Origin of the sequence: Devosia limi DSM 17137 (assembly GCF_900128975.1) — a bacterium.
GTDB lineage: Bacteria > Pseudomonadota > Alphaproteobacteria > Rhizobiales > Devosiaceae > Devosia > Devosia limi.
The window spans coordinates 113,051-132,451 of record NZ_FQVC01000001.1 but is presented as its reverse complement, the minus strand read 5'-3'; the positions used below and the strand labels follow the sequence as shown (position 1 = coordinate 132,451).

The window sequence follows — 19,401 nt, the reverse complement described above, 5'->3', positions numbered from 1 at the left end:
CCGTCGTCCCTGGGGCGACGGCGCTTCTTACTGCTTGGGCATCTGGAAGGTGAATTCGGTCACTTCGGCGCTCGAGGTGGCGGTCAATGTGCCGCCATGCGCCTTGGCGATTTCGCTGGCGATGTAGAGCCCCAGGCCCAGTCCAGGCTGGTTCGGCCGCACACTGGCGCGCACGAAGGGCTGGAACAACTGCTCGATCAGGTCATCCGGTATCTTCTCGCCTTCGTTGGCGACCGACAAAATGAACAATTCGCCATCGATCCGGGCCCGCAACGTGACCGGGCCGGTCACCGCGCCGTGGGTGAGAGCATTGCCCAACAGGTTCGAGACCAATTGGCCGACGCGTACCCGATCGTAAGACAGCCGGCCCAACTCGCCGAATTGGGAAACGATCTCGCGCTCGGGATGGGCGCTGCGTAGCTCCGCTACCACCTGCTCGATAACCCGGTGGATTTCCTCATCCGCCGCCGTTTCCAGCACAATGCCGCCACCCAGCCGGCCGCGCGCCAGATCGAGGATGTTGTCGACCAGATTGTTCATGCGGGTAACGCTCTTGCGCATCAGCGTGACAATGGTCGTCGCCTTCTCGGTCAGCGGCGTCTTGGCCAAGAGGTTTGTGCCTGCCTCGATCGAGGCCAGCGGGTTCTTGAGGTCATGCCCCAGTACCGCCAGGAACTGCTCGCGTAGGTCAGCGGCGGACTTGGCATCCATCAGGTCGGCCCGGCTCTGGTTCAGCTTCTGATCGGAGTCCAGGTGGTGGGCAATCAGTTCGGCAAACAGCCGGAACATGCCGATGGTCGCATCATTGTTGGTTTTGGCCGGCTTGGTGCTGATGGCGCATAGCGTGCCGAAGAATGTACCGTCGGCCAGAGTGATTGGGACCGAGATATAGCTCTGCAAATTGTAGATTCGCGGCGTGTGGTGATTGGCATAGACGGGATCGTTGGCCACATCGGCGATGACGATTTCCCGTCCGGCCGAGCGGACTTCGTGGCAAAGCGTGGTCTCGACTTCCAGCTCGCCACCGACCGGCAGGCCGAAATCGACATTGTCCAGCACCTGGCAGGCGATCCAGCGCCCTTCAGTGACCCGCGCAACCGCAGCAAAGCCCATGCCGGTGGACTCGCACACGACCTTGAGGATCGAGGGAATCGCGTTGATCCGGCCTATCGCCTGGATATCGTCTTGAAAAGTCTGCTCCACGCCAACCTGCTTGCTCGTTTGGAGGGACTTTAACCAAGCGCCCAGTCAAAGTCATCGTGATTGCAACCGCTGGATCGTTGTGCCGTGCGACGCGTTGAATACTCACCGGCGTCATGATGGCGGCGCTCCAACAGAAAGCTTGCCCGATGGCTGCAGATATCCAGGTTCTGGTGGTGGAAGATGAGCCCCTTGTGCTCATGGAGATCGCGGATTTCCTGCGCGATGAGGGCTTTGTGGTGTTTGAAGCCGCCACCGCCGACGCCGCGATCGCGGTTTTGGAGGGCAATGCGGCGATCTCGATCCTGTTCACCGATATCGACATGCCCGGCAGCATGGACGGGTTGAAGCTGTCGGCAGCGGTGAGGAATCGGTGGCCACCGGTCAAGATTGTGGTCACATCCGGCCACCGGATGGTGGAGGTGACTGACCTGCCGGATGGCGGAGTGTTCTTTTCCAAGCCATATGACCATGGAAAAATTGCAGCATCCTTTCGTGATTTGATGCTCTCGCAACCGTGAATAGAGTAGGGAGGACGGGCGCTTCACGCTGTTGTTGTGCTGAGCGCGCCGCCGCTCAAATCGCTCGCCTGTTACCGCTCGCGATATTAGCCTTGCTTCGGACACACTAAACGATCATAGTGTATTTACGTTTTCAGCCAACGACGGCTGCCTGTCTGCTGGTTCTCCGGCCCCTGGCTCCTTCTCTTTCTTGCGAACGTCTTAGAGTCCTTCTGCATGTGTGGAAGGATAACCTGCTCGTTCGCTTCTTAGCCCGGGCTACAAGGACTATTATCATGGCAACCATCACCGGTACCGTTAAATTCTTCAACACCACCAAGGGCTTCGGCTTTATTTCGCCAGAAGGCGGCGACAAGGACGCATTCGTCCATATCTCCGCTGTTCAGAATTCGGGCCTGCAGGGCCTGTATGAAGGCGACAAGGTGACCTATGAGCTCGAATCCGGCCGTGACGGCAAGATCTCGGCTATCAACCTGACTCTCGTTCAGTAGTTCTTTCTACTGTAAAAAGTTGGCGGACCGCTTCTTAGCGGCGAGCAAAGAGGCTGCCGCGATGTTGAAAACGCGGCGGCCTTTTCCTTTTTTGGCGCTGGGATGTGTTGGTCAGGGAATGCCGTAACGCCTCAGCTTCGGCGTTTGCTGGTTGTTCCGTCCCCAAGATCTGTCCCCAAGATCGCCCCAACGTTTCTCCGATAATTTGAAATGTGTGGCATGGTTGCACGAATGCGACCGGCTCGTGTGGCTTGCGCGCTCCCGCAAGCACTCCAGTGTTGTAAGGCGCGGCGACAATTTCGTATGACAATGCCTGGGGATAGAGTCGCCCTCTATACGTCTTAAAGGGTCGGATGGAACGCCAGGCAAAGTTCGAAGGTAGCGAGGGAGCGCAGCCGCGTATCCGCTGTTCCGGCGACTGGACCTTCGCCACGGCGCGTTCGCTCGAAGCCGAGCTGGCGCAGCTTGCCGCGCCCGCAGCCACCGCCCCTGTCAATCTCGATATCAGCGGAATCGCCAAACTCGATACGGTCGGGGCCGCGCTGCTGACCCAGCTGCGTCGCAATCTCGGCAAGGCGGCGCACTTCGTCGGTGGTTCCGATCTGCATACGCGCCTGCTTGATCGCGTCGCCGCAGCGGAACCAACGCCGCCGCCGCCGCGCCAGGGCCCATCCATGCTGATGCAGCCCTTCGTGGCGATGGGCAAGCTGGTGTTTGGCGCTGCCGATGATGTGGGGTCGGCCAGTGGCGTGCAGGGGCGGATTCTTGCAGCCTTCGGGCGCACCATCACCCTGCAGGCGCCGTTGCGCTTCCCGGCCTTCGTGCACCAGTTTGAACAGATCGTGCTGCGGGCGATTCCTATCGTCGCGCTGATCTCCGTCGTGGTCGGAGCGATCATCACCCAGCAGACCATCCTGCAGTTGCGCACTTTCGGCGCGGTGATCTTCGTGGTCGATCTGGCGGCGATCCTGATGTTTCGCGAAATCGGCGTATTGCTGGCGGCAATCATGGTGGCCGGCCGCTCTGGCTCCGCCATCACCGCCGAAATCGGGTCCATGCGCATGCGCGAGGAGTTCGACGCGCTGCGGGTCATGGGCGTCGATCCCTATCAGGCGCTGGTGCTGCCACGCGTCGTTGCACTGGTGCTGGGGCTGCCGCTGCTGGCCTTTATCGGCGCCATGGCTGGCCTGCTGGGTGCTGCCATCGTTGCCCGCTTCTATGGCGATATTCCGTTCGAGGTGTTCATCGAGCGCCTGCGCGGCGCCATGACCATGACCAGCGTGTCGGTGGGGTTGATCAAGGCGCCGGTCATGGCGTTCCTGATCGGACTGATCGCCTCGATTGAAGGCATGAAAGTGCAGGGCTCCTCGGAATCGCTGGGCCGTCACACCACCTCCTCGGTGGTCAAGGCGATCTTCGTGGTCATCGTCGCCGATGGCCTGTTCGCCGTTTTCTTTGCAGCGATCGGATTCTAGCGCATGCAACAGGCTGCCGCGCCAAGCTCCGTCGTCGCCGTCAGCGATCTGGTCGTCACCCTGGGTGGCCGCAAGATCATCGATGGTCTGGACTTCGATGTGCGCCGCGGCGAAATCCTTGGCTTGATCGGCCCGTCGGGCTCCGGCAAGTCGGTCACCATGCGCGCCATAGTGGGGCTCTTGCCCCATACCAGCGGCGTGGTCGATGTGCTGGGGCGCGACTATGCCAGCCTCACGCGCAGCGAGCGCATGCAGACCGAGCGCAATTGGGGCGTCCTGTTCCAGCAGGGCGCGCTGTTCTCCTCGCTCACCGTGCAGGAAAACATCGAATTTCCCATGCGCGAACACCTGGACCTGTCGCCATCGCTGCGCCGCGAGGTCGCGCGCATCAAGCTCGATCTGGTCGGTCTGCCCGCCACCGCCGCCCAGCGTTACCCGTCCGAGTTGTCCGGCGGCATGATCAAGCGCGCTGCCCTGGCCCGCGCCCTGGCGCTCGATCCGCAAATCCTGTTCCTCGACGAGCCGACCGCCGGGCTTGATCCCATTGGCGCCGGCAAGTTCGACGAGTTGATCGTCACCCTGCGCGATACGCTCGATCTCACCGTGCTGATGGTGACGCACGATCTCGATAGTCTGGCCGCCGCCTGCGACCGTATTGTGGCGCTGGCCGATGGCAAGTTATTGATGGCCGGCACACTGGCGGAAATGCGCGCCAGCGATCATCCTTGGCTTCGCGAATATTTCCACGGCCCCCGCGCCCACAACCTCGAAGGCTAGACCATGGAAAACAACGCCAATTATGCGATTGTTGGAGCATTGGCCACCGCCGTGGTCGTGGCATTTTTCGGTTTCGTCTTCTGGTTTGCCGGCCCGTCCAGCAATGTCGCCACCAATCAATACGATGTGGTGTTCACCGGCACCGTTTCGGGCATCGGGCGGGGTACGGACGTGATGTTCAACGGCATCAAGGTTGGCCAGGTCAACAGCGTCGCACTCGATCCCAATGACACCGCACGGGTTGTGGCGCGCATTTCCGTCGATGCCAATGCCCCGGTCAAGGCCGACACGCGCGTGGTCATGGGCTTTCAGGGACTGACCGGCGCCGGCTCGCTGCAGCTGTCCGGCGGCACCAATGGGGCAGGGGCCCCGGTTCCGCCCCCCGGTAGCGATGTGCCGGTGCTCTATGCCCAGGTCTCCGATTTCCAATCGATCCTCGATGGGATGACCACCACGGTCAACGGCGTCTCGGCGGCGGTCAATCGCATCAATACGCTGCTCGACACCAATGATGCCAAGCTCAACGCGACCATCGCCAATGTCGAAACCTTCACCGCAGCGCTGGCCTCCAATTCCGAAGGCGTCGAGGGCTTCCTCGACTCGATTGCCGACGCCAGCCGCCAGATCGGCCCGATGGCGACCCAGATCGGCACGCTGTCCGATGACCTGCGGGCGCTGGTCGCCGCCGTGCCGCCGGAGGATGTTGCCAAGGCGGTCGCCGATGTCACCACCTTCACCGAGAGCTTGTCGCGCAATTCCGGGCAGATCGACGAATTTTTCGACACCACCTCGACCCTGGCCAATAACCTGACCGAGCTGACCAAGGGCCTCAGCGCCAGTGTCGGCGTGATCGACAAGGTTGCCGCGGAAATCGATCCGGCGGTAGTCGGGCGCGTGCTGGCCAATGTCGACACGTTCTCGACCGAGATGACCACGGTGACGGCCGAGCTGCGCACGCTTTTGGCGGCGATCCCGCCCGAGCAGGTCACCGAAGTGGTCGACAATGTCGCTGTGTTCACCAGTACGCTGTCGCGCAATTCCGGGCAGATCGACGACTTCTTCACCGCGACCTCGGGCTTGTCCAGCAGCATCACCGACATGATCGAGGGATTGAAGGCAAGCGTCGCCGTGATCGACAATGTCGTCGCCCAGATCGATCCCGATCTGGTGGGGCGGGTGTTGGAGAATGTCGACAGCTTCTCAACCGCCCTGGGCGACAATGCGGCCGGCGTCGATACCATCGTGGCCAATATCACCAAGGTCTCCGACAGTCTGATAGGTGCCGCCGAACGGGTCGATGCCATCCTGGCGCAGGTCGATGGTGCCGTGACCGGCGCCGAAGGGCAGGGTATGTTCGGCGAAATCGGCGAGGCGGCGAATTCGGTGCGGATCCTGGCTGACCAGCTGACTGCCAGCACGTCGGGTATCGCCGCCGGATTGAACAATTTCGCCAATCGCGGGTTACCTGAGTATTCCGCGCTCGCCGCCGAAGCCCGCGCAACCCTGCAACGGCTTGACCGGGTGGTGCGGAACCTGGAAAACAATCCACAGGGCCTGATCTTTGGCGGGGAGACGGTCCGTGACTACAATAAGCAGTAAGGCAATGCCGATGAACAAGACACGCCGCGCGTTTCTCGCTGCCGGTGCTTCCGGATTGGCATTGACCCTTGCCGGCTGCTTTGGTGGCCGCCCCCCGATCACCTTCGATCTGGATAGCGTCAATCACAGCCCGCTGAGCCGCCGCTCGTCGCGGGTGGTGGTGATCACCCTGCCCAAGACGGTGCAGACGTTTGACAGCCAGCGCGTCGTGGTGCGCGAGCCCGGCAATATCCTGAGCTACCTGCCTGAAGCACAATGGTCCGATACCTTGCCGCGGCTGGTACAGACCCGCATGTTGCAGACATTCGAGTCGAGCAATTTCCCCAATATCGGCCGTCCCGATGACCAGTTGGCGGTCGATGTGACCCTGGCGACCGAAATCCGGGCATTCGAAATCGACGTGGCGCGCGGCAATATCGCGACGGTCACCATGAACGCCAAACTGGTGGATGAACGCCGGGGACGTATCTTCGCCAGCAAATCGTTCACCGCCGAGCGTGCGGCCACGATGTCGCCGACCGCTGCCCCGATTGCGGCGCTGGATGAAGCCCTGCAGGATGTAATGAGCCAGATCCTGGTCTGGACAGCGCGCACGGCCTAGCGCGCTTCATCGGCTTTCACGATGGTGCCGCGGCGCTCCAGCATCAGCGCCACGGCGCTGCAGAGCAGGGCCCAGGCCGCGCCAAGGCACCAGCCCGCCAGCACGTCGCTGGCATAGTGCACGCCCATATAGAGCCGGCTGATCCCGACCATCAGCGTCAGCAGCAAAGCGGCCGAGATCGCGTAAAACTGCAGCGCCCGCGTCGGCGCCAGGCGGGCCAGCAGCGCTCCGATGGTCAGGAAGGTGACGGCCGACAGCATCGCATGGCCACTGGGAAAGCTGGCGGTGAACTGATGCGACATGGTCGCCAGATCGGGGCGCGGCCGATCATAGCCCATCTTCAGCAGGGTGCTGAGCACTGTGCCGCTCAGCACCGAAACGATGACCAGCAATGCCGCCGCCTGCATCCGCGCCAGCACCAGATAGATGCAGACGCCAACCACAATCAGGCCGAGCAGGGCGAAGCTGCCGAGCGCGGTGACGTCGCGCACCATCTCCTGCACCCAGAGCGGGCCGATGACCTGATTGACGTCGCCGGGCGTTCGGAACATCAGCAGGATGGCTTCATCGAAAGCCGCCGTGCCGCCCTCCTGCACCGCGTCGGCCAGACGCAGGAAGGCCAGCACCAGCCCGCTGATCAGAACAATTGCCGCGAGCAAGCCTGCTTCACCGACAATGAAATCGTGAATGCGCCGGTAAAATTTGCTGTCGGTGAGGCGCTGGCCCATGATTTGATTCGTTTCCCGTATTGCCAAGGCAACGTCCGTGCCGCCCGCACGTTGCCATAACACCACGGCATTTCGCCATGGCCGATGGAATTCCGCACTATGGTTTACCACGTCATCCTGAATGCCAATGCCGGCACCGCCAATGCCATTGGCGTCACAGAGGACGAGCTGGAGGCGCTGTTCAGCGCCAATGGCCTCGAAGCCACCATTGACGCGCGCAGTGCTGTCCCCATGCAGGAGCGTATCGACGCCGCCATGGCCAGCGCTGCCGAGGTGATCGTCGCCGCAGGTGGCGATGGCACGATCACCGCCCTGGCGGCGGCACTGGTCGGCTCCGACAAGGGCCTCGCCATCCTGCCGCTCGGCACGGTCAATGCCCTGGCCAAGGACCTCAAAATACCGCTTGAGCTGCCGGAAGCGGTTGCCGCGTTAGCGACCGGCGTCAGCCAGCGCATCGATGTGGGCGAAGTGAATGGACGGGTCTTCCTGCACAAGGTGGTCATTGGCCTGATCCCCGGCGTGGCCGCTGCCCGCGAACACATCAGGGGCCGGCGCGACGCTGGCGCCAAGATTGGCTTTCTGCGCCATTTCTTCCGGCGTCTCGCCCGGGCGCGCCGCATCGCTGTCGCCATGCAGACCAGTGACGGCGCCACGCGCGTCGAGCGGGTGCAGGCTGTTGCCGTGTCGAACAATGCCTATGACGAGGGGCCCGGGCAGTTCTTTTCGCGCCAGAGCCTGGATCGTGGCACGCTGACGCTATACGTGCTCAGCCATTTCACGGTCTTCGATTTTATCCGGCTGACGACAGGCATGTTGCTCGGCCGCTGGCGGCATGATCAGGTGCTCACCGTCGATAGCGTCACATCCGTTACCATCACCACGCGCAAGCCGTTGATCAAGGTCATGTTCGACGGCGAGGTCGAAATGCTGGAAACGCCCCTCGCTTTCAAAACCCGTCCCCTGGCCTTATCGGTTATCGTGCCTGCGGCGACCGATATGCTCGCCACAGCAGCGATTGTCGAAGCCGCCGGAGGTCCAACGCCTTGAAGCTCGTCCATATCTCCGACTTGCATTTCGGTCGTCACGACCCGGCGCTGGCCGCCGGTTTCGCCGCCGACATTGCCGCCCAGCATCCGGATCTGATCGTTGCCAGCGGCGACTTCACCCAGATTGGCAGCAAGGAAGAATTCGTCGAGGCCCGCGCCTTTCTCGATACGCTCGAGGCGCCGATCTTTGCCGTACCGGGTAATCACGATGTCCCCGCCGTCAATATCCTGCGCCGGTTTTTCGATCCTTATGGCCTCTACCGGCGGTATATTGCGGCAGACTTGGAGCCGTTCCTCGAAATGGACGGCGTGTGCTTTGTCGGCATGCGCACCTCGCGCCGGGCGCGTCTCGAATGGAACTGGGGGCATGGCACCATTTCGCGGGGGCAGCTCGAAGATCTGGAGGAACGCTTTTCCAAGGCATCGCCCGACGCCATCAGGGTGATCGTCGCGCACCATCCGCTACTGTTTCCAACGGAGCCGATGCTGCAGAAGACCCGGCGCGTCAAACGCGCCGACGAGGCGCTGGAACTGTTTTCAAGCCTTGGAGTTCGGCTGGTCATGTCGGGACACTTTCACCTCTCCTATGTGCGCAAGCACGAGAGCAAGGAAGCCGAGCGGCAGGGGGAGGCAATCGGGTTCAGCAAGTCCACCGCGGCGCCGATCCTGGTTGCGCAGGCGTCATCGGCGATTTCCACCCGCTTGCGAGGGGAATCCAACGCCTACAATCTCATCGATATTACTGCCGACAAGATCACCATCACCGTCCGTGAGTGGAAGGCTGACGCCTGGCAGACGCGGGACAAGGCGAGCGAGCCCCTGTAGGTGCGTGTTGACCGCAACCCTGTCCGGGCCCAGACTTGGCGTCCATTGGTCCTGAGGAGTGGCAAATGTCCGACCTGGAATATACCGGCACCGAGTTTATCGAGGGCTTCTTCATGGTTGCCGGGCTGTTGTGGCTGACTGGCGGAATCCTTCTGATCGCCATTGCCATCATCGGCGCCGGTACCGGCGCCACCCCGCCTGTCGCCTAGGCGCATTCCAAGCCTCGGCCGGACAGCGCTAACCCCGTCCAACCGCCAGCGCCATAGCGGCGCGAGCAGTGGTTTCGTCGCAGACCAGCACGTCGATCAGCCCCGAGCGCAGCACTGCGGCGATCGATTCAACCTTGTGGGCGCCGCCGGAACTAAGGATCACGTTCGGCACCTTGCGTAGCGCCTCGATGGGCAGGGCGATGGCACGATGGTTGATCTGGTGGTCAATCGGCTTGCCATCGGCATCGATGAACTGCCCGAGCAGATCGCCCTTGGCACCTGCGGCGGCAAGCATTTCCATGGTGACCTCGCGGGGCAGGCCATAGCGCACCAGCAGCGAGCGGTCGGTGAGGTCACCGACCGACAGCACGATCATGTCGTTGACGGCAATGCGCTCGAACGATTCCCGGAACACATCCTGATTCATGATCGCGTCGCGCGATTCCGGGCTCCCGGCGTAAATTGGCGCTGCCAGATAGGCGCATTCCGCGCTCAGCAGCCGCGCCAGATCGCTGGCAATGTCGAAGGTATTGATCTCGATGCCGCGCGTCAGCCCGCCCATGACGGAATTTACCGAGAGCTCGGGCCGCCGCAGCGCCGGCATATGGCGCACCATCTCGCGCATGGTGGCGCCCCAGCCCATCCCGATGCCGCGGATATCGGAGGAGGTCAGCGCCTGGCTGACATAGTCGGCGGTCGCTTGCCCCAGCAGAACTGGCACCAGGGCCGGATCGACCGGCGTCGGCACGATGATGGCGCGCGACAGGTCGAACCGGTCGCTGAGTGCCCGTTCCAGTTCGACGCAGGAGCTCAGCCGCGAATTGATCGTGATCGAGACGAGGCCCGACCGGCGCGCCTCGTTGATGATCCGATTGATCCGCAGCCGATTGGTCGACAGCAGGTCGGCGATTTCGCCCTGGGTGCGGCCCTCCATGAAATAGAGCCATGCCACCCGCACCTGCATCTGTTCATCGGGCGTCGTTGCGGCGTTATCCGATGTCATTGCGAGGTCTCCTGCGCCGGGTTTGTCTAATTGGAATGCCGACCTTAGCTTGTCAATTGTAACGCCGCGCCGACAGTCCCTGCCGCACTAGTCGGTGCGTTGTCCGCTGCTTTTGTTGAAGCAGTGCAGGTCGGCCGGATTGACATGCCAGGTTGCGGTTTCGCCCTCCGACAGCGGAGATCTGCCGGCGTGCGCTGCGATGACTGTCTGGCTCGATCCTTCGATCACAATATGCAGATGGCTCTCGCCGCCAATCGGTTCGATCAGTTCGATCATCCCCGTCAGCGGCACGCTATTGGCGGTGTTTTGGGTCAGGCTGAAGGCATCGGGGCGAATACCAACGACATCGGTATTGGGGGGCAGGCCCGGCCAGGTGACAGCGCCGCCGATCTTGTCGAGATCAACCAGGTTCATTGGCGGCGAGCCGATAAAGCCGGCGACAAACAGGGTTTCAGGACGCTCATAAACGTCAATCGGTGTGCCGATCTGCTCGATGCGCCCGCCATTCATCACCACCAGCCGATCAGCCAGCGTCATGGCTTCGAGCTGATCGTGGGTGACGTAAAGACTGGTGGTCCCCAGCCGCTTTTGCAGCTTGCGGATTTCCACGCGCATCTGCACGCGCAGCTTGGCGTCGAGATTGGAGAGGGGTTCGTCGAACAGGAACGCGGCGGGATTGCGGACGATGGCACGGCCCATGGCGACGCGCTGGCGCTGCCCGCCCGAGAGCTGTCGCGGTCGCCGTTCCAGGTAGGGTTCGATCTCGAGGATGGCGGCAGCATCGGTGACGCGCCGGGCGATGTCGTCGCGTTGGAAGCCGCGATTCTTGAGGCCGTATTCCAGATTCTGCCGCACCGACATGTGCGGATAGAGCGCGTAGTTCTGGAACACCATGGCGATATCGCGCTCGGCCGGCTCGACCCGGCTGACGTCGCGACCACCGATTTTCAGATGCCCGGACGTGATGGATTCCAGCCCCGCAATCATGCGCAGCAGAGTGGATTTTCCGCACCCCGATGGACCGACCAGCACGATCATCTCGCCGTCTGCGACAACGAGATTGATGCCTTTTACCGCCGGAACTGGACCGTAATTCTTTTTAATATCAATGAGTTCGATGTTTGCCATGTGCTCCTCCAGAACCACTGTCATACTAATGTAACAAGATATTGACATTTGTAACGGGCGGGCGCTAGCTTCTTTTTGTCGCCGCCGTGGAAGCGGCCCGCCAGGCGCTGTTACAGCCCTGGGAAGGAATTACGGCGATGCGAGAGGAGACAGAGATGAAACGCGAAGTTCACCAGCGGCGCCGTCATCGTGCGTCCAATAAGATCCTGGCTGCGGGAGTGGCGGTCAGCCTGCTGAGCCTGCAGATGGCCGGCTCGGCCTTTGCCCAGGAACGGGTCAAGGTTGAGTGGTGGCATGCCCTGGGTGGTCGCCTCGGCGATATCGTCGCCGAACTGGTCACCGACTTCAACGCGTCCCAGGACAAGTATGAACTGGTCGCCACCCACAAGGGCAATTACGAAGAGAACATGGCGGCCATGGTCGCTGCCTATCGTGTCGGCCAGCAGCCGACGCTGATCCAGGCCGCCGAACGCGGCTTCATGACCATGCTCAATTCGGGCGCGGTCATCCCGGTCCCCGAGCTGATGGAACAGCAGGGCTATGACATCGACTGGGATGATTTCGTCGCCCCGGTCTCGGGTTTCTTCCTCGTCGATGGTGTTCCGGCAGCATTGCCCTTCAACAGCTCGACGCCGATTTTCTGGTACAATGGCGACATGTTCAAGCAGGCCGGCTTCGATGCGCCTGGCGAAACCTGGCAGGACGTCGAAAAGCAGCTCTATGCGATCAAGGAGCAGGGCATCAGTTCCTGCTCGATGGCCCTCGCCAATGACTTCTTCTGGAGCCTGATCGAGAACTATTCGGCCATTCACGACCAGCCCTATGGCACCCTCGCCAATGGCTTTGACGGCCTGGCCACCGAGTTCGTCTTTAACAAGAGCCCGCTTGTCGTGGGTCAGCTCGAACGCCTCGCCAAGTGGATGGATGGCGGCGTGCTGCAGATCGCCGGGCAGGGCCTGTCACCCGAGCAGCTTTTCACCTCCGGCACCTGCGCCACCTATGTCGCCTCGACCGCCGCGCATGCGGGCATCTCCTCGACCGCTCCATTCGCCTGGAGCGCAACCTACCTGCCGCATGAGGAAGGCATCGAGCCCAAGAACAGCACCATCGGTGGTGGCGCGCTCTGGGTGCTGAAGGGCGAAAAGGACGAAGAATATGCGGGCGCTGCCGCCTTCATCGATTATGTCGCCTCGCCCGAAGTGCAGGCCTGGTGGAGCAGCCAGACGGGCTATGTGCCTGTAACCAACGCGGCTTATGACATGCTCAAGGCCGACGGCTATTTCGAGGAAAATCCGACCCGCGAAATCGCCATCCTGCAACTGGGCCGTGGCGAGCCAACCGAAAACTCGCGTGGCTTCCGCTTCGGCAACCACAATCAGTCCATGCAGATCCTGGTCGAAGAGATCCAGGGCGTGTGGACCGGCCAGCAGACTGCCCAGCAGGCCCTCGATAACGCTGCCGCCCGCGGCAATGAAATCCTGCGCCAGTACGAGCAGCTCCATGCCGGACAGTAACGTAACGACCGAGATGGGGGGCGCCACGGCGCGCCCCCCGATCGCCCTCGGCCTCGCTCTCACCCGGCTCCTGCCCAGGACCTCCGAATCCGGGCTCAAGACCGCCCATTTCCGCAAGCCCTGGATCGCTGCGGGCCTGCTCGCGCCGCAATTGCTGATCCTGCTGTTCTTCTTCTTTATCCCCTCATACAAGGCGCTTTCCCTCGCCTTCGTGCAGGTCGACCCGTTTGGCGCCCGCGAGATCTTCGTCGGTTTCGAGAATTTCAGCCGGCTGCTGATGAGCCCCGATTACCAGCGCAGCGCCTTCTTCACGCTGTGGTTCACCGCCGTGCAGGCGTTCGTCACCATCGCGCTGGCCATGCTGTTTGCCTTCGCCACCGACTTCGTCATTCGTGGCCGGGGCATCTACAAGAGCGTCATCCTGATGCCCTATGCCATCGCGCCGGTGATTTCGGGGGTGCTCTGGGCCTTTCTGTTCAATCCCGCCGTCGGCCCGATGGCGCAGTTCATTCATTCCCTGGGCCTGCCCTGGGACCCCAACCGTCGCCCCTTCGATGCCCAGATGCTGGTCATCGTCGCCACGGTCTGGAAGCACATCTGCTACGATTACATCTTCCTGGTCGCAGCCCTGCTGGCCGTGCCGCATTCGCTGCTGGAAGCCGCCAAGCTGGATGGCGCCCGTCCGGTGCGGCGCTTCTTCACCATCTCGCTGCCGCTGATCACCCCGACCATCTTCTTCCTCATCGTGATGAACGTCGTCTACGGGCTGTTTGAAACCTTCGGCATCATCGACGCGGTGACCAAGGGAGGGCCGGCCGGGGCCACCAATACGCTGGTCTACAAGGTCTTTCAGGATGGTTTCGTGCAGCTCAATCTGGGCTCGTCGGCTGCCCAATCGGTCATCCTGATGATCGTCGCCATCCTCTTCACCGTCCTGCAGTTCCGCGCGCTTGAGCGCAAAGTCAACTACCAGGTGTAGCCATGATCGAACGTAATCTGGGGCTGACGATCTTCTGCCACGCCGTTCTGCTGCTTGGCGCCGCGGCCGTCTGCCTGCCGCTCTATTTCGCTTTCGTCGCGGGGTCGCTGACCCTGCAGGAAGTCCAGCAAACCCCATTCCCCTGGGTGCCGGGTACGCATTTTTTCGACAATATCGTCAGCGCCTGGAACCAGGGCAATTTCTCGCGCCTCTATTTCAACTCGCTGGTGGTGACGATTGGCATCGTCATCGGCAAGCTGTCGATCTCGCTGATCGCCGCCTTCGCCATCACCTATTTCCGCTTTCCCTTCCGCATGACGGCCTTCTGGCTGATCTTCGTTTCGCTGATGTTGCCGGTCGAAGTGCGCATCATCCCCACCTATGAGGCTGTGGCCGATGCGGGCGCGCCGCTGCGCTGGCTGTTCAGCGCCACCGGTCTGTCCGGGCTGATCGAAACTGTCAGCGGCTATCGCATCGAGGCGGCGCTGCAGTGGAACATGATCAACAGCTATGGCGGCCTGATCCTGCCGCTCATCGCATCGGCGTCGGCGACCTTCCTGTTTCGTCAGTTCTTCCTGACGGTGCCCGAAGAGCTGTGCGAGGCGGCGCGGCTGGATGGGGCAGGGCCGGTCAAGTTCTTCTTCGATATCCTGCTGCCGCTGTCGCGCGCCAATATTGCGGCACTGTCGATCATCCTCTTCCTGTTCGGCTGGAACCAATATCTCTGGCCGCTCCTGTTCACCACGGACGACAGCATGGCCACTGCCATCCTTGGCCTCAAGGATCTGGTGCCCGTGGCCGACACGGCGCCCGCCTGGAATATCGCCATGGCCGCAGCCTTCTTCGTGATGCTGCCGCCAGCCGTGATCATCCTGGTGATGCAGCGCTGGTTCACCAAAGGTCTGGTGGATTCGGGCAAGTAGCTCCGCCACCACTGCAAAGGAAAAATACCCAATGGTACATATCATCGGCCATCGCGGCGGCCGCGATCTCTGGGCGGAAAACAGCCTGGCTGGATTTCGCGAACTGGCTGCCATGCCGGTCGAGGGCGTCGAGTTCGACGTTCACCCGACCGTCGATGGCGAGCTGCTGGTCATCCACGACCCGACCCTGGATCGAACCACCGACCGTACTGGCCCGGTGACCCAGCTGCGGGCCGGCGAGCACCGTGACGTGCGGCTCAGGAACAGCGATGCCCAGTGCATTCCGCTGCTCTCGGAAGTGCTTGCCGTCTATGCCGACACCACCATGGAGCTGCATGTCGAGCTCAAGGCCGATAAGGACGGCAATCCCTATCCAGGTCTTGAAGCCCAGACGGCCGCGATGCTCGACGCGCACGGCCTGGCCAAGCGCGCGATACTCACCAGCTTCAATCCTGCCGTACTGGCCGAAGTGCGCCGGGTCGCGCCCCATATCCGCACGCTCGCCTCGTTCGATGCCAAATCCTCCGAACGTTACGGCCTGCTCGACGGGCTGGAGGCTATCGCAAAGGTAGCCGACATCATCGCCATCGAGAAAAGCGTGCTGGACCGCTTCTGGGATGTGATCGCGCCGCGCCTGCCCAAGGAGCGGTTGGGCGTCTGGGTACCCAATGAAGAGGCCGATCTGACCTTCTGGCTCAACAAGCCAATCCGCCAACTCACCACCGACCGCCCCGACCGCGCTGTCAGCTTGCGCAGGACCTAAAGAGTGCTTGACCGTTCAACCCCACCACCCGCCGACCCGCTCGATGCCATCGGGCTCATTATCTTCGACTGCGACGGCGTCCTGATCGACAGCGAGCCCATTGCCAGCAGCACGCTGGCCGAAAGCATGCGCGCCATGGGCATCGCCATCACCGATCAACAGGCCCATGAGAAGTATACCGGCAACGCCATCCGCATCATTCGCGCGATGATCGAGCAGGAATATTCGGTCGATGGCGAGCCGCTGTTTGCGCTCTGGCACGACAAGCTGTTTCCCGCCTTTGCCGAGCGCCTCGCCCCCATGCCAGGCATGCTGGAGGTGGTCAGTCGGCTAGACCGCCCCAAGTGTGTGGCGTCGAACAGCGCCATGGATCGCCTGGAGCGCAGCCTCGGTCATCTCGAACTCTGGGCGCAGTTCGTCCCGCATGTATTCAGTGCCGATGCCGTCTCCCGGCCCAAGCCGGCGCCGGACCTGATGTTCTACTGCGCCGAGCAATTCGGCGTCGACCCGGCCAGCTGCGTGATGATCGACGATAGCCCGCACGGGATCGAGGCGGCGGTCGCCGCTGGCATGCTCTGTATCGGTTTTGTCGACCCGACCGATCCGCGCCCGGGTCGGACCAACCTGCTGATGGCGGTCGGCGCGCTGACCGTGGCGCATGGTGCCGATGAGCTTCCCGCTGCGCTGGCGCTCGCCAATCGCACTCTGGCAGAGCGCTTGGTCAAGCACGCGGCTCGCAGTTGAAAGGCATGAATATGGATCAGGATTTGAACGGCAAGGTAGCCGCCGTCACCGGCGCCGCCTCGGGTATCGGCCTCGAATGCGCGAAAATGCTGCTCGATGCCGGCGTCCGGGTTGGGCTGGTGGACCGAGAGGGCGACAAGCTCCACCACCTCTGCGCCGAACTGGGGCCCAACGCCTTTGCGGTGGTGACCGATCTCACCAATCCGGCCAGCGTCGCCAATATGCTGCCGCAGATTCTCGAAATGGCCGGCCAGCTCGATATCTTCCACGCCAATGCCGGCTCCTATGTCGGCGGGCCGGTGGCGGAGGGCGATCCCGATCAGTGGGACCGGATGCTCAATCTCAACGTCAACGCGGCGTTCCGCTCGGTCCATGCGGTCCTGCCCCACATGATCGCGCGCGGCAGCGGCGATATCATCATGACCAGCTCGATTGCAGGCCTGGTGCCGGTAGTGTGGGAGCCGATCTACACGGCCTCCAAACACGCCATCCAGGCCTTCGTCCACACCGTGCGCCGGCAGGTTGCGCCGCACGGAATCCGCGTCGGCGCGGTGGCGCCGGGTCCGGTCATCACCGCCCTGATCGCCGATTGGCCCGCCGAAAAGCTCGAAGCCGCCAAGGTCGCCGGCGACCTGATGGAGCCGGCCGAAGTAGCGGCGGCGGTCAAGTTCATGCTGACCCGCCCGCGCAATGTCACCATTCGCGACATCGTCATCCTGCCGCAGCGCAACGACCTCTGAGCTGGCTGAGCGTCTGACCCCGCAGTTCAACTGCTAGCTCACCAATCCGCCCTCGGCTCCCCGGTCCACCGGGGGGCCGATCTCGCATTTGGGCGAACCCCGCCTGCCATGTGGCAATTGCAGGGCTGGAGCAGCGTCGATTCGAGCTTTTGGACCCTTGGTCGATGCCCCGCGGGTGCGCGGCTTCTGCTGCATTCAGGAGTGGCGCACGCCGCGTCTGTGCTGGCCGTGGCGACCGGCCGCGGGCGCCGTCAAGCCAGCCCCGCGCTGCACGCATGGCTGGGCCATATTGCAGCCATGCTCGCCCTGCATGGGCCCCATGCGAGAACTTTTAGCGCTAACAGGCGTTCGTGGTTTCTGCCTATCGGTGTGGCAATCAAACCAAGCGGGTACAAGCTTGACGTCTTCCAATCACAGCCTTCCAAACCGGCGCAGTGTCCTCAAGGGCGCAGCCGCCCTTATCGCATTGCTTTCAACGACATCGCTCACCGGAGCCGCATTTGCCCAGGTCGAGGAGCGCGCCGAATTCGCCTTTGATTTCGAGGCATTCAGCGCCCGCCTGCAGGCCATGGCCGCCGGGCCCTTCCAGCCGCTTGTTGCCACCATTCCAGAGGCTTTCAAGGGGCTCGACTACGACACCTATCGGCTGATTCAGTTCCGTCCCGACCACGGAAAATGGGCTGACCTCGATCTTGGCTATCAGGTGCAGGCCTTCCATCTTGGCTGGCTCTACAATGAGCCGGTCAAGCTGTTCGAGATCGAAGCCGGTACGGCCCGTCCGCTGGTGTTTAGCGCGGCTTCATTTCAGTATCATGACAAGGCGGTCGGGGCCGCTGCCGAAGCCGAGCCGTTCCCCGGCGTCGCCGGCTTCCGCGTCAATCACCCGATCAATGCCCCCGGGGTGTTTGACGAGCTGATGTCCTTCGTTGGTGCCAGCTATTTCCGCGTGCTGGGCCGCGACAACATCTATGGCCTGAGCGCCCGTGGAGCAGTGGTCAATTCCTGGGTCAATCTGCCCGAGGAATTCCCGCGTTTTACCGAATTCTATCTGGAACGCCCGGTGGCCGGCCAGCCGCTGACCCTTTATGCCGCGCTCGATAGCGCCAGCCTGACCGGCGCCTATCGCTTCATCGTCACCCCGGCCAGTTCCAGCGTCCAGGAAACCGTGGTCGATGTCACCGCGCGCCTCTATTTCCGGAGCGATATCCAGGAACTCGGCGTCGCCCCGCTGACCTCTATGTTCCTTTATGCCGAGACCAATCGCGCCGGCTTCGACGATTACCGGCCGCAGGTGCATGACAGCAATGGCCTGCTGGTCGAGCGCCAGGGCGGCGAAGTCATGTGGCGCGCGCTCAACAATGCCGGCGATCTCGGCAATTCCTATTTCTGGGAAGCCAATCCCCGCGCCTTTGGCCTCTATCAGCGCGGTCGCGACTTCGAGACCTATCAGGACGCCGAAGCCCATTACGAGCGCCGCCCATCGGCGCGCGTCGAGCCGGTCGGTGACTGGGGGCAGGGCAGTATCCGCCTGATCGAAATCCCCGCCAAGCTCGAGGCCGACGACAATATCGTGGCCTTCTGGATCCCGTCCGAACCGGCATTGGCCGGCGAGGCGCGCGAATTCCAGTACCGGATGATCTGGGGCAATCTCGATCCCGCGCCCGAGGGCATCGCCTATGTCGCGGAAACGCGGGCGGGCAAGGGCGGTGTTTCGGGCATTGCCGGGCAGGCCAATCTTCGCAAGTTCGTCGTCGACTTCAAGGGTGGTGAGCTCGACGCGCTGCCCCCGGGCACCCCGCTCGATATCCTTGCCAATGTCTCTGGCGGTCTGCTGCGCAATTCAACGCTGTCGCGCAACGAGGCCAACGGCGTCTGGCGCCTGGTGCTCGATGTCGAGCACGACGGCACAACGACCATCGAAATGAAGGCATACCTGATCGGGCTGGGCCGCAAGCTCACCGAGACGTGGTTGTACCAGTGGAGGCCCTCAGCATGAAGCACGAGCCCAATTTTCCCTACGCCATCGCCTTGCCAGACGCGCCACTCGCCATGCCCAAGCAGCAGCTCGAGCGGCACAATTCCGTTTTGGCGACGCTCCGCCGGAAGTTCGCCTCCCTGTCCTGGTTTTAGGTCCT

21 protein-coding genes are annotated in these 19,401 nt (G+C 62.4%); 17 read left to right on the top strand and 4 right to left on the bottom strand.

Features of this window, described 5'->3' with window-relative positions; translation table 11 throughout:
• Positions 1-27: 27 nt before the first annotated feature.
• Positions 28-1,203 carry a GAF domain-containing sensor histidine kinase gene (locus BUA69_RS00620; RefSeq protein WP_046134384.1) on the bottom strand — a complete coding sequence of 392 codons (1,176 nt, stop codon included), beginning with the start codon at positions 1,201-1,203 and terminating at the stop codon, positions 28-30.
• Between the two features lie 146 nt (positions 1,204-1,349).
• Between BUA69_RS00620 and BUA69_RS00615 the strand changes: the two genes are divergently transcribed.
• The 6 genes from BUA69_RS00615 (at position 1,350) to BUA69_RS00590 (ending at position 6,664) form a co-directional block, all read left to right on the top strand.
• Positions 1,350-1,721: a response regulator gene (locus BUA69_RS00615; protein ID WP_046134383.1), complete on the top strand. Its 372-nt coding sequence runs from the start codon at positions 1,350-1,352 to the stop codon at positions 1,719-1,721.
• A 275-nt stretch (positions 1,722-1,996) separates the two neighbouring features.
• Positions 1,997-2,212: a cold-shock protein gene (locus BUA69_RS00610; RefSeq protein WP_046134382.1), complete on the top strand. Its 216-nt coding sequence runs from the start codon at positions 1,997-1,999 to the stop codon at positions 2,210-2,212.
• A gap of 353 nt (positions 2,213-2,565) precedes the next feature.
• Positions 2,566-3,687 (top strand): ABC transporter permease, encoded by a 1,122-nt coding sequence (locus BUA69_RS00605; RefSeq protein WP_046134381.1) that lies wholly within the window; start codon positions 2,566-2,568, stop codon positions 3,685-3,687.
• Between the two features lie 3 nt (positions 3,688-3,690).
• Entirely contained in the window at positions 3,691-4,464 is a 774-nt protein-coding gene (locus BUA69_RS00600; protein WP_046134380.1) for an ABC transporter ATP-binding protein, read from the top strand.
• Between the two features lie 3 nt (positions 4,465-4,467).
• Positions 4,468-6,063: an MlaD family protein gene (locus BUA69_RS00595; RefSeq protein WP_046134379.1), complete on the top strand. Its 1,596-nt coding sequence runs from the start codon at positions 4,468-4,470 to the stop codon at positions 6,061-6,063.
• A 10-nt stretch (positions 6,064-6,073) separates the two neighbouring features.
• On the top strand, positions 6,074-6,664 hold the full coding sequence (locus tag BUA69_RS00590) for an ABC-type transport auxiliary lipoprotein family protein (RefSeq protein ID WP_046134420.1): 591 nt from the start codon (positions 6,074-6,076) through the stop codon (positions 6,662-6,664).
• Here BUA69_RS00590 and BUA69_RS00585 read toward each other — a convergent pair.
• Positions 6,661-7,392 (bottom strand): phosphatase PAP2 family protein, encoded by a 732-nt coding sequence (locus tag BUA69_RS00585; RefSeq protein WP_046134378.1) that lies wholly within the window; start codon positions 7,390-7,392, stop codon positions 6,661-6,663. The two genes, BUA69_RS00590 and BUA69_RS00585, sit on opposite strands and share 4 nt — an antisense overlap.
• Positions 7,393-7,491: 99 nt before the next feature.
• Between BUA69_RS00585 and BUA69_RS00580 the strand changes: the two genes are divergently transcribed.
• From BUA69_RS00580 to BUA69_RS20860, 3 genes are all read left to right on the top strand, one after another.
• Entirely contained in the window at positions 7,492-8,439 is a 948-nt protein-coding gene (locus BUA69_RS00580) for a diacylglycerol/lipid kinase family protein (RefSeq protein WP_072866427.1), read from the top strand.
• Positions 8,436-9,263, top strand: a complete 828-nt coding sequence (locus BUA69_RS00575; protein WP_046134376.1) for a metallophosphoesterase family protein — start codon at positions 8,436-8,438, stop codon at positions 9,261-9,263. The genes BUA69_RS00580 and BUA69_RS00575 overlap by 4 nt, the downstream gene beginning before the upstream one ends.
• Before the next feature lie 65 nt (positions 9,264-9,328).
• Positions 9,329-9,472, top strand: coding sequence for a hypothetical protein (locus BUA69_RS20860; RefSeq protein WP_160300110.1), 144 nt, complete (start codon positions 9,329-9,331; stop codon positions 9,470-9,472).
• Positions 9,473-9,500: 28 nt separating this feature from the next.
• Here BUA69_RS20860 and BUA69_RS00570 read toward each other — a convergent pair whose 3' ends face one another.
• Positions 9,501-10,475, bottom strand: coding sequence for a sugar-binding transcriptional regulator (locus BUA69_RS00570; protein WP_046134375.1), 975 nt, complete (start codon positions 10,473-10,475; stop codon positions 9,501-9,503).
• A gap of 87 nt (positions 10,476-10,562) precedes the next feature.
• Positions 10,563-11,603 (bottom strand): sn-glycerol-3-phosphate import ATP-binding protein UgpC, encoded by a 1,041-nt coding sequence (locus BUA69_RS00565; RefSeq protein WP_046134374.1) that lies wholly within the window; start codon positions 11,601-11,603, stop codon positions 10,563-10,565.
• 155 nt (positions 11,604-11,758) lie between these two features.
• On the opposite strand from BUA69_RS00565, the gene BUA69_RS00560 reads away from it, so the two are divergent.
• The 8 genes from BUA69_RS00560 to BUA69_RS20855 all read left to right on the top strand — a co-directional run bounded on the left by BUA69_RS00560 (position 11,759) and on the right by BUA69_RS20855 (position 19,396).
• The gene (locus BUA69_RS00560; protein WP_046134373.1) at positions 11,759-13,117 is read left to right on the top strand and encodes an extracellular solute-binding protein; all 1,359 of its coding nucleotides are present in this window, start codon (positions 11,759-11,761) and stop codon (positions 13,115-13,117) included.
• Positions 13,118-13,130: 13 nt separating this feature from the next.
• On the top strand, positions 13,131-14,096 hold the full coding sequence (locus tag BUA69_RS00555; protein ID WP_082093739.1) for an ABC transporter permease subunit: 966 nt from the start codon (positions 13,131-13,133) through the stop codon (positions 14,094-14,096).
• Between the two features lie 2 nt (positions 14,097-14,098).
• On the top strand, positions 14,099-15,019 hold the full coding sequence (locus tag BUA69_RS00550; protein ID WP_046134371.1) for an ABC transporter permease subunit: 921 nt from the start codon (positions 14,099-14,101) through the stop codon (positions 15,017-15,019).
• 31 nt (positions 15,020-15,050) lie between these two features.
• Positions 15,051-15,782 (top strand): glycerophosphodiester phosphodiesterase family protein, encoded by a 732-nt coding sequence (locus BUA69_RS00545; protein ID WP_046134370.1) that lies wholly within the window; start codon positions 15,051-15,053, stop codon positions 15,780-15,782.
• Between the two features lie 3 nt (positions 15,783-15,785).
• Positions 15,786-16,526 (top strand): HAD family hydrolase, encoded by a 741-nt coding sequence (locus tag BUA69_RS00540; RefSeq protein WP_046134369.1) that lies wholly within the window; start codon positions 15,786-15,788, stop codon positions 16,524-16,526.
• Between the two features lie 11 nt (positions 16,527-16,537).
• The gene (locus tag BUA69_RS00535) at positions 16,538-17,266 is read left to right on the top strand and encodes an SDR family oxidoreductase (protein ID WP_046134419.1); all 729 of its coding nucleotides are present in this window, start codon (positions 16,538-16,540) and stop codon (positions 17,264-17,266) included.
• 397 nt (positions 17,267-17,663) lie between these two features.
• The gene (locus tag BUA69_RS00530; protein WP_046134368.1) at positions 17,664-19,262 is read left to right on the top strand and encodes an OpgD/OpgG family glucan biosynthesis protein; all 1,599 of its coding nucleotides are present in this window, start codon (positions 17,664-17,666) and stop codon (positions 19,260-19,262) included.
• Positions 19,259-19,396, top strand: coding sequence for a hypothetical protein (locus BUA69_RS20855; RefSeq protein WP_160300109.1), 138 nt, complete (start codon positions 19,259-19,261; stop codon positions 19,394-19,396). The genes BUA69_RS00530 and BUA69_RS20855 overlap by 4 nt, the downstream gene beginning before the upstream one ends.
• The last annotated feature ends 5 nt before the right edge of the window (positions 19,397-19,401 follow it).